10 protein-coding genes are annotated in these 12,952 nt (G+C 52.3%); 4 read left to right on the plus strand and 6 right to left on the minus strand.

All coding sequences use genetic code 11. The features are described from left to right. The first annotated feature begins 47 nt into the window (after positions 1-47). The 3 genes from EPA93_RS40100 to mutL all read left to right on the plus strand — a co-directional run bounded on the left by EPA93_RS40100 (position 48) and on the right by mutL (position 5,492). A complete protein-coding gene (locus tag EPA93_RS40100; protein ID WP_129892910.1) occupies positions 48-806 on the plus strand; it encodes a COG4315 family predicted lipoprotein in 759 nt (252 codons plus the stop codon). Positions 807-1,026: 220 nt separating this feature from the next. Further along, the gene (mutS, locus tag EPA93_RS40105) at positions 1,027-3,702 is read left to right on the plus strand and encodes a DNA mismatch repair protein MutS (RefSeq protein ID WP_129892911.1); all 2,676 of its coding nucleotides are present in this window, start codon (positions 1,027-1,029) and stop codon (positions 3,700-3,702) included. Positions 3,703-3,719: 17 nt separating this feature from the next. After that, positions 3,720-5,492 (plus strand): DNA mismatch repair endonuclease MutL, encoded by a 1,773-nt coding sequence (gene mutL, locus EPA93_RS40110; protein WP_165423716.1) that lies wholly within the window; start codon positions 3,720-3,722, stop codon positions 5,490-5,492. A gap of 51 nt (positions 5,493-5,543) precedes the next feature. Here the strand turns inward: mutL and EPA93_RS40115 are convergent, their stop codons facing one another. Further along, positions 5,544-6,509 (minus strand): aldo/keto reductase, encoded by a 966-nt coding sequence (locus EPA93_RS40115; protein WP_129892913.1) that lies wholly within the window; start codon positions 6,507-6,509, stop codon positions 5,544-5,546. Positions 6,510-6,880: 371 nt separating this feature from the next. Between EPA93_RS40115 and EPA93_RS40120 the strand changes: the two genes are divergently transcribed. Continuing rightward, complete coding sequence (locus EPA93_RS40120) at positions 6,881-8,977, plus strand: protein kinase domain-containing protein (RefSeq protein WP_129892914.1); 2,097 nt, start codon at positions 6,881-6,883, stop codon at positions 8,975-8,977. A gap of 95 nt (positions 8,978-9,072) precedes the next feature. On the opposite strand, the gene EPA93_RS40125 is transcribed toward EPA93_RS40120, so the two are convergent. The 5 genes from EPA93_RS40125 to nadD form a co-directional block, all read right to left on the minus strand. Continuing rightward, positions 9,073-9,642 (minus strand): P-loop nucleotide/nucleoside kinase family protein, encoded by a 570-nt coding sequence (locus tag EPA93_RS40125; protein WP_129892915.1) that lies wholly within the window; start codon positions 9,640-9,642, stop codon positions 9,073-9,075. 1 nt (position 9,643) lies between these two features. After that, a complete protein-coding gene (locus EPA93_RS40130) occupies positions 9,644-10,465 on the minus strand; it encodes an LTA synthase family protein (RefSeq protein WP_129892916.1) in 822 nt (273 codons plus the stop codon). A gap of 74 nt (positions 10,466-10,539) precedes the next feature. Beyond that, positions 10,540-11,958 carry an MFS transporter gene (locus EPA93_RS40135; RefSeq protein ID WP_129892917.1) on the minus strand — a complete coding sequence of 473 codons (1,419 nt, stop codon included), beginning with the start codon at positions 11,956-11,958 and terminating at the stop codon, positions 10,540-10,542. A 68-nt stretch (positions 11,959-12,026) separates the two neighbouring features. After that, a complete protein-coding gene (locus EPA93_RS40140; RefSeq protein WP_129892918.1) occupies positions 12,027-12,251 on the minus strand; it encodes a DUF951 domain-containing protein in 225 nt (74 codons plus the stop codon). A 19-nt stretch (positions 12,252-12,270) separates the two neighbouring features. Continuing rightward, positions 12,271-12,915 carry a nicotinate-nucleotide adenylyltransferase gene (gene nadD / locus EPA93_RS40145; RefSeq protein ID WP_207229330.1) on the minus strand — a complete coding sequence of 215 codons (645 nt, stop codon included), beginning with the start codon at positions 12,913-12,915 and terminating at the stop codon, positions 12,271-12,273. Between the last annotated feature and the right edge of the window lie 37 nt (positions 12,916-12,952).

The raw sequence follows: 12,952 nt of genomic DNA on the forward strand, positions 1-12,952 counted from the left end.
TGGGGGATATAAGTAGTGCTACTGATGCCAGAGGAGGGCATAATAACATGGTAACTCTCAGGCGATCTGTCCTATTAGCCATAGGCTTACTTTCTGCCATATTTATAGTAGCCTGTGGGAATCAGGCCAATGCTGCCAGTTATGGCAATGGGGCCAGTCAGGCGAGTAATGTTGTCTTAGCCACGCCGACCATGCAGAAGTCTGGCAAGGGGCCAGAGAATCAGATCGATACTATGGGAACCGGAAACGGCGGGATGAAAGCTGATAAACAGAACGGTATGCAGGACAATAGTCAGCATAAAGATCAGACAAAAGATCAGAACTATAACAAAAATAACACCGCCGGAAACATGCAAAACGATGCTGGAAATATGCAAAACAATGCGCAACAAAACGGCGACGCTGGAAATGCGCAAGCTCAAACGAATAATGGCCAGCCAAACGGCCAGCCGATGCTGATCCGTGTTGTGCAGATCAACATGGATGGAACAACGCAGAATGTGCTTGCCACAGGCGATGGCAAGATTCTCTATACGCGTTCAAGCGATCCAGCTCCCAATTCTAGCTGCATGGGCGCGTGTGCCAAAACCTGGCCCCCGCTGTTGAGCAATGGCCCGCTTATCAGCTCTATGCCTCTGCCAGCCAAGCTAACGATCCATAAGACCGTCAATGGAAGTCAAGTTGATTACGATGGGCATCCTCTGTATACCTACGCTGGCGATACTAATATGCAGCAAGCCAAAGGTCAGGGCTTAGGGAATGTATGGTATGTTGTGCCGGTGATGCTACAGAAGCAGCATTGGTAGAAACTGCTTGCCAGCAGGCATAAGTGAGCCGCTGGCAGGTTGCGCGGGAGAGCGGGTTTTCAGCTATATGCTATCAGCTCTCCCGCTCATTTTGTATATGCCAAATAGGACTCTTATGTCTACAAATGCCGCCTTTTGACAAGCCGTAAAGAATACGATAAAGTACAGGTGTTCGATTGCACAAACGGCATATCTCAAGAGTAAAAAAAATAGGTGGCCTATGGTGACGCCCGCACGTAGACAGTATTTACAAATTAAGAGTCAATATCCAGATGCAATATTATTGTATCAAGTAGGGGATTTCTACGAGACCTTTGATGATGATGCTTATGTCACTTCTCGTGAGCTACAGATCGTATTAACCAGCCGCGGCTATGGCAACGATGGGGAAAGAGTTCCGCTAGCCGGTATACCGCTGCATGCCCTTGATAATTATGTTGGTAAACTTGTTCAGCGTGGACACAAGGTTGCCATATGTGACCAGGTGGGCGAGGTTGGCAAGGGCGTCGTTGATCGTGCTGTCACTCGCATCTTGACCGCTGGGACACTCTCTGAGCCAAATCTCTTACCAACCAGGCAGAACAATTATCTGGTAGCCATTGCGACTGCGCGCGGCCAGGCTGGCCTGGCGGTCGTTGATGTGAGTACTGGCGAATTTATGGTGACCTGGTTTTCTCCTGATGAGCTGCCTGTGGCCTTGGATGCAGAGCTGCAGCGCCTGGCGCCGGTTGAATGCCTGCTCCTGGAGGGAAGCCAGCAGGAAGCTTATCAGTTTCCCACTAAAACGGTAACTGTGACTCGCTGTCCGCCTTATTTCTTTCAGCGTGAGGCGGCACAAACGCGCTTATGCAGGCATTTTGGCGTGCAGTCGCTCGATGCCTATGGCTGTGCCGATGAGCCGCAAGCCATTGCGGCGGCTGGCGCGATCATTGCCTACCTGGAGAAGATGAATAGCGCCTTGCTTTCGCTGCTGACCGGCCTGCGCTCTTATCGGACTACAAGCTTTATGGCCCTTGATGCCCATACGCAGCGTAATCTGGAACTGCTGCAGGGAACGCGTAGCGGGACCGTGCAAGGCAGTCTGTTGAGCGTTCTGGATAGGACAGTTACGCCAATGGGAGCGCGCCAGCTGCGACGCACGATTACGCAGCCTTTATTGGATCTGCGAGAGTTGGAGGCGCGCCTTGAGAGCGTTGAGGAGCTCTATGAGAGCCCGGCTATGCGCAGCCGCTTTACTATGTGCTTGCAAGAGCTTGGCGACCTGGAACGTATTGCGGGGCGCGTGCGCCAGGGGACGGCTGTGCGCAATGAGGTGCTGGGACTGCGCGATTATCTGGGTGTTATACCGCGCCTGCAAGAGCTGCTGGCTGGCTGTGATGCCGCTTTCCTGCGTGAGCTTGCCGAGACGCTAGATCCTTGCCCGCAGGTAATAGAGCTGATTGAGCGTGCCCTGGTACGCCCCGATGCCGAAGACGATCAAGGCGATGAGGGACGCATGATTCGCCCGGGCTTCCATCCGGAATTGGATGAGCTCTTTGCCTCGATTCGCGATTCGCGGCACTGGATGGTTTCGTTAGAGGCGCGTGAACGGGAGCGCACAGGCATTAAAAAGCTCAAGGTCGGCTTTAATAAGGTCTTTGGCTACTATATAGAGGTAAGCAACTCTTATGTCAAGCTCGTGCCGCCTGATTACATGCGTAAGCAAACGCTTGTAAATGCCGAGCGCTTCATCACCCCGGAGCTTAAGGAGCACGAGGCGCGCATCCTGAGTGCAGTTGAGCGCATTGAAGAGATGGAACGCAGCATCTATGCCGATCTCTTGCGTCAGCTCGGGGTATTCTATACTCAATTGAGTGCCACTGCCGCTGCCGTGGCGCGCTTCGATGTCCTGCTGAGCTTTGCCGAAGTCGCGGCGCATCAAGGCTATGTGCGACCAAAGGTAGCGCATGGGCATGGTTTGGAAATCGTGGGCGGACGACATCCCGTGGTCGAATATACCCTCGACGGCGATGTATTTATTCCTAACGATACGCATCTTGAATCCGATGAAGGGGCGCGCATTCTCTTGCTCACCGGACCAAATATGGCCGGTAAATCCACATATTTACGCCAGGTCGCTTTAATCACCTTACTGGCGCAGATCGGGAGCTTTGTCCCTGCACGAAGCGCGCATATTGGCCTTGTCGATCGCATCTTTACGCGAGTGGGGGCAGAGGACGATATTGCTTCGGGCAAGAGTACTTTTATGGTCGAGATGGAAGAGACCGCGACTATTCTGCATCACGCCAGCTTGCATAGCCTGATCATCCTTGATGAGATTGGGCGCGGGACCAGTACCTACGATGGTCTGGCAATTGCGCGGGCCGTGGTAGAGCACTTGCACAATCAGACGCGCGCGCGCACGCTCTTTGCTACCCACTATCATGAACTGGCTGGGATGGCTCAAGAGTTGCCACATTTGCGCGTCTATACCATGGCCATTAGCGATGATGAACGGGGAGGAATCGTCTTTCTTCATCGCGTCATGCCTGGCTGTATTGGGCGTAGCTATGGCGTGCATGTGGCCAAACTTGCCGGCATGCCTCCAGGTATCGTGCGCCGGGCAGAAGAGGTGTTGCAGCATCTGGAGGCGGGCATTGATGGTACGCATGACGTATTTGCGCATATGGACCGCGATTCCGCTGACAGACATAAGAGCAATGGGGCTCTGCTAAAAGAGCAGGCGGGCAGTTATGAGTGGCAGAGCGAGGAGGCTCGTATGGTTGCTCTCATGCTTGAACAGACAGAGGATGCTGAGCCTGGCCTTGAAGATATCGATGTATATGCGATTACTCCGCTTGATGCCTTAAATCTATTGTTTGTGTTACAGAAGAAAAGAAATAGATTGCGACGATGAGCCAGGTGTATAATTCTGTGCCTGATCAGCATATGTCTTTGCAGCGCACTCCTATGCGGGAGTTATCCCAGGATGTGGCTGAGCGTATTGCCGCCGGTGAGGTGGTTGAGCGCCCTGCTTCGGTGGTCAAAGAACTGATCGAGAACGCTCTCGATGCAGGAGCTCATGAGATCCGCATCGAGCTTCGCGGGGCTGGCTTGCGCATGATTCGGGTAATTGATGACGGCTATGGCATCCTTGAGGGTGAGTTGGAGGAAGCCTGCTTGCACCATACCACAAGCAAGATCAGCGCGTTTGAAGATCTTGATCATTTGCGCACGCTCGGCTTTCGGGGCGAGGCTTTGGCCAGTATTGCTAAGGTTGCCGAGGTGACGATTCTCAGCCGGGCGATTGAGACTGCGGGCCAGGAGGAGGAACAGCCAGGACATTGGATAACGCTGCGCGGAGGGGAGCTTATTCAGCGCGGACGGCGCGCCCGCTTGCCCGGTACTACCGTGACTGTCAATGATCTATTCTACAACGTGCCGGCCCGCCTTAAATTTATGCGCGGGGCGCGTACCGAAAATGGGCACGTGCTGCAACTTCTGCAGCGCTATGCGCTTGGCTATCCGGCTATTCGTTTCAGTCTGCTTGTCGATGAGCGCACGCTTTTACAGACAAGCGGGAGCGGAGAGCTTGTGCTAACGCTGGCCGAGCTCTATCGCTTGCCCCTTACAGAAATGATAGAGGAGATTGATGTCAGGGATGCTGAGGGGCATTACCATATCTATGGCGCTCTAGGTAACCGGGTTCTGGCGCAAAGCGGTCGCCAGTATATCACCCTGTTTGTCAATGGACGCTGGGTGCAGGTACGCTTTCTGCAGGAGGCGCTTGAGCGCGGCTACCGTACATTATTGCCCCGTGGAAAACATCCGCTGCTGGTCCTGCATCTCGATGTTCCGCCTGCCGAAGTTGATGCCAATGTGCATCCAGGAAAGATCGAGGTACGACTCGCTGAAGAGGATAAAATTGTTGCCGCTTTGACCCAGGCCGTGAGATCAGTTTTGGAGCGTAGCCCTGCCTCGCCCGAGCCCATAGATTTTCCCGGACCTATTCTGGCCACGCAACGCCGTCTCCCCGGCCCGCGTCGGCGCGGGCTCCATGTCGCGGAAACTGCAGAAGAATATAAAGCCCAGGCCACGGCCCCTGTGAGCGGCGAGATCCTGGCTCATTTGCATCCACTGGCCCAGCTGCAGCAAGCGGTAATTCTGGCCGAAGCTCCGGATGGTAGCTTGTACCTGATCGATCAGCATAGAGCCCACGAGCGGATCATTTATGAACATTTGCGCTTGACCTATGCCGGCTTCAATGCCGATGACGCCCAGGAAGAAAGTGCTGATGCCCATCTGCTCCTTGAACCTGTCATTGTCGAGATGAAGCGTCACCAGGCCGAATTATTAGAGATGCGCTTGCCAATGTTGCGCGGCCTGGGTCTGGAATGTGAGCGCTTTGGCGGGCGTAGCTTCTTGATACGCTCGGTGCCAGGTGGAGAGGGAGGCGAACAACTTGTGGCCCATTTGCCTGAATTGGCAGAGATTGCTGCCGAGGATAGTGCCGACTGGGAAGATCATTTGCTCATTGGCCTGGCTTGCCGCTCGGCCCTACGCCGAGGCCGCGAGTTGAACAGTAGCGAGCAGCAAACCCTCTTGAAAGCTCTAGCAAATGTAGCTGCTCCGGCAGTTTGTCCCCATGGCAGCCCCATCCTTTTGCATTATAGCCGGACGTTCTTGATTGATAAATTTGATTGGTAATGAGCAATAGGGCGGGCAACGCATACCATGCTGTAACCTGACCCCAATTGCTCAGGCTGTCGCCTCTGTAAGCAGTTTTATCTGCTCTGCGCTCAGCTGCACCTTCAGGGCGGCCAGATTTTCGCTAAGCTGCTCGCTGTGGCTGGCGGCAATGATTGGTATAGCGCGCGGTGTGCTCTGTAGGAGCCAGGCGAGCACGACCTGATTCTCGCTGACGCCAAGCTCATGGGCCACTTTATGCAAAGCCTCCAGCCGGGCAGTGCTATCGGCGCCAAGATATTGCTGGGGAATGTTGACATCTTGACGTGTATAAGAGCCGGAGAGAAGGGGCGAATAGGCTAAAAGTGCGAAATCGTCGTGGGTGTTGCAATAGTCAAGCAACCCATCATCTACACAGACCTGAATGCCGAACTGAGCGCCGGGCTTGGGCCGCAGATATGAATAGCGCTGCTCAACACAACAGTATGGCGTCAAGTTGTGCGCTTTACTAATGGTGCGCGCTTCTGCGATGCGCCAGGTAGCCATATTGCTACAGCCGATATGGCGTACCTTACCAGACTTAATCAGGCGCTCAAAGGCTTCCAGGGTCTCTTCTAGTGGCGTTTGGCGATCATCGATATGCGCATAGTAGAGATCGATATGATCGGTACCCAGACGCATTAGACTACCATCGATAGCCTGCTCAATCGCTTGCGCCGACAAGCCTTCTATATGTGCGAAATCAGTGGCGCCCGGGATCGTCGGGCGCGCGCCTACCTTCGTGGCCAGGAAGATCTCATCGCGATTGTGACGGTCCTTCATCCAGCGACCGAGCAGCTCCTCACTTTCGCCGCCCGATGTGCCGTTGACCCAGAAGGAATAGTTATTGGCGGTGTCGAGAAAGCGGCCGCCCTGCTCAAAATACTGGTCAAGCAACTGGTAAGCGGTCTCTTCGTTAACAGTGGTTCCAAAGGCCAGGCAACCCAGACAGAGAGCGCTTACTTGCGCGCCAGTTTTTCCTAGCGGTACCTGTTGCATATGCTATCCTCTCAAACGTTCTAGCTTTTTCTGATCAATGTTGACGCGGCCGCATCCAACATCTTGTAAAGATGAGCATAGTTTACAGCTTAGAGAATACTCTAAGTCAAGCGCCTGAGAGAAAATTTTGCACGCCTTGCCCGGTTCTAGTTCAAGATATTGCGCTATAAGTGTCATTTCTCATCAGGACTTTTTGGGCCTCATTTCCCCTTCATACACTTATGTGGGTTTATTCATGCTATACTCTCTAGAGAAGCATGCACTGTGCGAAGGATGAAAGCATGCGTCCCTTATTTCTCAGCTCTCATCTTCCCATAGCAGAAAGTGAGGAGCTGATGCAGCTCTAAGGAAGAGAACTGCATCACTATCGAGTGATAAAGCAAATTGGCCCAGCAGCGACCAGCACGGTCTATCAGGCAGAACATTCTCGCCTTGATCGACTCTTTGCGCTCAAAGTAGTACTCAAAGAGCCAGCGAATCGTGACGCAGAGTGTATTAGAAGAGCTGTCCATGAGATAAGGAGCATTGCTAAGCTCGATCATCCCCATATCCTCCCCCTCTGCGAGTATGGTAAAGCTGAGATAGACGGAACCAGGCTCCTCTATGTGGTGATGCCTTACCGCCGGAGGGGCTCGCTACTCCAGCGACTGGAGCAGCAAAGCTCCAACAGGCAACTCTCCTTGAAGGAGATTGTGCAGGTGGTCCAACAAGTGGCTGATGCCTTACAATATGCCCATGATCACCAGGTTCTTCATCTGAATGTGAAACCCTCCAATATTCTGTTGGACGAGTCTACGACTCCGGAGCGACCGCATTGGCTACTTGCCGATTTTTGTAGCGCGCAGCTCAATGGCATAAGCCAATCTGCCCGCAACATGCCAATGTACATAGCTCCCGAGCAATGGGATGGGTGCTCTGAACCAGCAACTGATCAATATGCGCTTGCCTGCTTGGCCTACCATCTCCTGACAGGGCGTCCCCCATTTATCGTAGATAGCGAAGCGGTGAAGTCGCAGCATCTCGGCAGCCTTCCACCTTCCCCTGGCGCTTTCAATCCAGAGCTTCCAGCGGCGCTCGATATAGTGCTACTGCGCGCTTTAGCCAAACGACCGGAAAAGCGTTTTCCTGATATACACGCTTTTGCTCAAGCCTTTGCAAGGGCTTTTTCCTCCACACAGATGCTCTTTTTCTCGTATGCCCACCGAGATAAAGCGCTAAGAGATCGGCTTGAGGAACACTTGAGTATTCTAAAGTACCGCGGACTCATCACCTCCTGGCACGATAGGGAGATCACAGCCGGAGACGATTGGAAACGTGAAATCAATACGCACTTAGCGCAAGCATCCATCATCTTGCTGCTCATCAGTCCCTCGTTCATGGCCTCTCGCTATTGTTACAGCGTCGAGATGAGACACGCCCTGAATCGTCATGAACAAGGATTGGCCCACGTCGTTCCTGTGCTGCTTCGTCCGGTTCTGTATACAGGTGCTCCTTTCGAGAAGCTTCAGATGTTACCTGTCAATGGCAAAGCGGTCACCACCTGGCAGAACCGGGATAGTGCCTTTGTGGATGTTGCACTGGGAATCGAGCGCCTCGCCGAAAAATTCACTTCTCCTACACTCGATAAGAAGATCACTGCTCCTGCACGCAATAGTCAAGTATTCCCAGAAGGGAAATTTATCCCTCCACTCCCATCAGTGAGCGCACCCAACGTGTGGGAAACACCATCCATGCCTCTTGATACCCCCATCCTCGTTCCTCGCCCAGTGCCTACTGCACCTCTTTCTCTTCCTAAACCTGCCATCCCGCTGAGAACATTTATAGTTCTCGTACTAGCAGGTATGCTGGCTATAGGCACGTCTCTTGTCGTTTTTTTGCTCCATATTTCCTCTCTCCCCCTGCTTATACTAATGATCGGTCTTGACTTTATTTCCCTGGCTACCATCCTCGTTAAGATTTATGCCTTCGTCAAAGCTGGACGGTCGAGAGAAGCTAGACGCGAAGAGGCTCGCCAACAAGCAGCGCTCAGAGAACGACAAGTTCAGGAGCGCAAAGAGCTTCTTAGACAAAGGAGAGAAGAGGAAAGACGTAAGCAGGAGCGAACCTATTATGAGCAGGCTTTGGCAGCATACGAAGTGGCTTTGCAGCAGCATCCTGCTGATGCTACCGCCTTTCACGGCATGGGCTATGTGCTGCTGAGATTAGAGCGCTATGATGAGGCGCTCCTCGCATTTGAGCAGGCTCTCGCACTCAGGCAAGCGTCGAGCACGTATGTCTATATGGGCGATACACTCACACTGTTAGAACGCTATGAAGAAGCTGTTAAAGCCTATAAACACGCGCTGGCGTTGGATAGCTCCTCTGCCTCTGCCTATGCGGGGATGTCCAAAGCGCTCCTGGGTTTTGGCAAAACAGCAGAGGCTAAAAAGGCCCAAGAGAGAGCAAAGCAGCTCAGCCCTGACGATTAATGCTGCCCTTCTCGCTTCTGAGCGCCAATTCTCCATTTTAAAGGGCAAATAAGCTTTGTGGGGAGGACGCAAAGCGCTTCGCAGCAGCGGATCTTTCAGGTGCCGGGGATGGTGAAATAAGAGGTAGCACGTATCGCCGCAAAGAGCTTCTTATAGTCAATTGCCAGGAAATCGGTAGTATCGATTTCGTAGTAAGTGCCGCCGATGTTCAGCGGTTCATCCTTGCCACGCAACAAAAGTGGCTTGAGTTCCTCGTATGTTTGTTGGTCCACATGCCCCGGATGACGAATACCGGCCTCTGCCCGCTCCTTAAAGCGCTGAAAGAGCGTTAAGCCATCGGCGAAACATTTGATCTGGAAGATCTCGAAGGCGTAACGCCTTTTTAAGGCCAGGAATTCATCGGTTCTGGCAAAGTTGCTTTCCGCGATGACCGGCTGACCGGCGCTAAGCTGTAACTCAATGAAGTGGAAGAGCAGGGCATACGTGACTGAACTGAGCTGGCGTGACCAGGCGCGATCCTTCCAGCCGAGCTGATCGAAGAGTAATTCTTTAATACCATCCTTAGTAATAAGCGGAAAATGGAACTCAGCGGCAATATGCTTTGCCAGCGTAGTTTTACCACTCGCTGGCAGCCCGGTAATAAGGATCAAAAGTGGTTGGGTCATATCATCTCCGCAGCGCACGGACAAGGATTTCGGCTATAAGTAGGAATACCACATCAAGGGCAATCAGTACAAGTAGCGCAAAGTTAACGTGCGAAGCAATGAGCGTACCGAGATTGAGCATCTGTGTACCGTACTTGAGATACCATAATAGGATGCCTAGCGCGAAGATCAGCACAATGAGAACGCTTACAAACCAACGCGCACCGTACCAATCCTGACGGCTGGGCCAGAGCTCAGAGGTGACGGTCAGGATCAAGTAGGGGGCGAAGACCAGTGTCCACCAGGGCCAGCCAGGGCGCAGAAGTTGCAGATGTTGCTGCGCGTCTATGGGAATATCCCATAGATTATAGCCGGTTGCCACCCAGTAAAGCAGTATGAACGCTACAGTGCCGCCAAACAGAGGCGCGATTCCACTGATTCCGTCACCGATATAGCTCATCACACGGCCCTGGGGTCGCACATATTGCACCTCGCCAAGCTGTAGCGATTGGCGTCCTCCGCTGCGCATGACGCGGCCATTGGGACCCTGGAGTACTGGTCTGATACGGAAGAGGGTGATGCTGGTTATACGAAAACCAAAGGGACTGAATAAAAGGACTATAAACGCGTGGCTGAGCTCGTGCAGGATCACGCCAGGCGCATTAAGCCAGAACCAGATTCGTAAGCCTTTTTCGCCTAGCAAGTGATAACCAATCTCGTCAACACGCTGACGCAAAGCTTTGCGCGTCACACGCAACATGACAAACAGCACAAAGACCGCTGCTAAGATCAGCCAGGGTTGATAAGGTGCGATTTGTTCCATCAATCTTGTATCAGATGCCATATAAATACTCTCAATGTCGCTTGTTCATTTTCATCCTGTATTGTAACCGTAGTATAGAGTAACAGTCAATGTGATTATGAGGGTTTTTGGCTTATTTTATCCGTCTCCGGTGAATTCTTCACGTCTTCGTTCTCATTATCTGCAGGAGTCCGATGTTTGCGAGCATAATAGAGGCACCATCCCCCGAAGGCGAGCTCACAGGCTGACATCAGATAGAGAACGTTATCCACGCCAAAGGTATCGGCAGTACCGCCCATGAAAAGGATAACCGGGATAGAGCAGGTATTATAGAGCATAAGCTGTAGGGCAAGAACACGTCCTTTGATCCAGTCTGGCGTCAGCTCTTGAATAGAGGTCTGCGCCGGAATATTGATGAAATCAAGCGCTGAGCCAGCAATCAGCATAAGCAGCGCCACCGAGATAAGTAGCCAGGGATTAGTATTCCAGCCGTGAGGATCTAGCGCGCGGGTGATAACCGTGGCCAACGGCAGGAACAGCGTCGAAAAGCAGAGAATCGCCGTGCCTATGATAACTGCGCGTGCGCCTCCCAGATAGCCAATGATGCGTGGCATAATTACCGAGCCGGCCACCAGGCCGATTCCGGCAGGCGCAAAGACAAAGGCCATTGCTGTCGCTGGTAGCTGCAAGAGCCTGGTCACGATAGGAGTTGCCAGTTCGCCGAGCACATAGATGATGACCCCGGCAAAAGAAAGCTGCACAACTGCCAGAAAAAGTTGTTTATTGCGGCGCACGAAGCTCCAGCCCTGGTATGTCTCGTTCCATACGTTGCGAATTACTCCCAGCGTCTCAGTAGTAACGGGGCCTGTTTTAGGCTGATGCGTAGGCAGCTTAAAGCTTGTTTGGGGAATGAACGTAATAAGCAAAGCGCAGACCAGATAGAGCAAAGCAATTATGATGTAGAGCTGCTCAAAGGCATCGATAGTGATGCCAAGAAACTGAAAAGTAGGAGCGACATTTAAAAAGATAGAAGGCAAAACGATGTAGCCCACCGCCTGCGAGAGCATGAAGGTAATGTTGAAAAGGGACAGTGCCGAGCTTAATTCCTCTTCATTGACCAGCATAGGAATAGTGGAGCCCTCGGCGGGCGTAAAGAACTGGCTGATTGCCGAGATCAGTAGTGTTAAGAGATAGATAGGTACGAGCAGGAGATGGCGATCAAAAAAGAGGCAGATGACAAAGACGAGAGAGGCCAGAGCGCGCAAGCAATTGCTTCCCCACAACACGCGGCGCTTGTTCATGCGATCAACGAAAACACCGGCCGGTGCTCCCAGGATCACTGCGGGCAAACTAAAGCAAATTATGGCCAGACCAACAAGCGTGGTAGAGCCTGTGGCCTTTTCGATTAAGATCAGCAGCGCAAAATTTGAAGCGTTAAAAACAGTCATTGAGATGAGCTGAGCCAGCCAGAGGTGTAGAAAATCCTTCTTTTTGATGACTGTAAGGAACCCATCTCCATGCCTGGCTTGGCCCATAGCATCATCTCCTTGATTGACTGTTTGGCAATGCTTATTTTACTTCTAGCATACAAATGCCTGCTAAATTACTCCTCCGCAAAAGGATCGCCCTCAGGCTTTGCTATACGGGGAAGCTTCTGCTTTGTTCGACGTTCGACTTCAGAACGTGGTAACAAAACGCGTCGTCCACATTTTTCGCAGCGTAAGCCAATATCGGCTCCTAGCCGCACAACTTCCCAATCGAAATTTCCGCAGGGATGCTGTTTGCGTAAGCGCAAACGATCGCCCAGTTCAAATTGCATCGGTTGCATAATTCTTGCCTTTTGCCTTCTATTGCCCCGTCTGATAGAGATTGTGCTGAAAGATGTAGCTTTCAACCGCATCTGGTACCTGGTATTTAATGGGTTTGCCACTGGCAACGCGGCGCCGCAGTTCCGTTGAGGAGATATCCAGGCGTGGAGCCTGAACGACTAGCAGGCGCTGGGTGATACCGGGCAAACGTGCTTCTAATTGTTTATTATACTCATTTTCCTCCACGTAGCCAGGGCGAGCAACGGCGACAAGGAAGGTTAATTGAGCCAGGATACCCAGAGGATTATACCAGGTATGCAGTTCCTCCAGACTATCCCAGCCTACAACAAAATAAAGTTCTATCTCATTTCCCCACTGCTCACGCAAGATATGCAACGTATCCACAAGATAGGAGGGTCCGGGACGATCAACTTCGACAAGCGAGATCGAGAAGTGCGGATTTGTGGCTATGGCCAGCTCCAGCATGGCCAGGCGCTGCTCAACGGGGGTAATCACGCGCCCTGGCTTATGAGGAGGGTGACCAGCAGGAATAAAGAACATTTCGTTAAGTTCGAGGCTAACGCGTACCTCTTCGGCAATCGCAAGATGGCCATGATGAATGGGATCAAAGGTACCCCCGAACAGCCCAACACGCCTTGGGGTCAGGGTCCTAGAGTTTTCCAACACACATCCTCCACTCAAAGAAATAAATGAGATTTGT

The sequence above is a fragment of the Ktedonosporobacter rubrisoli genome (assembly GCF_004208415.1).
Classification (GTDB): Bacteria; Chloroflexota; Ktedonobacteria; order Ktedonobacterales; family Ktedonobacteraceae; genus Ktedonosporobacter; species Ktedonosporobacter rubrisoli.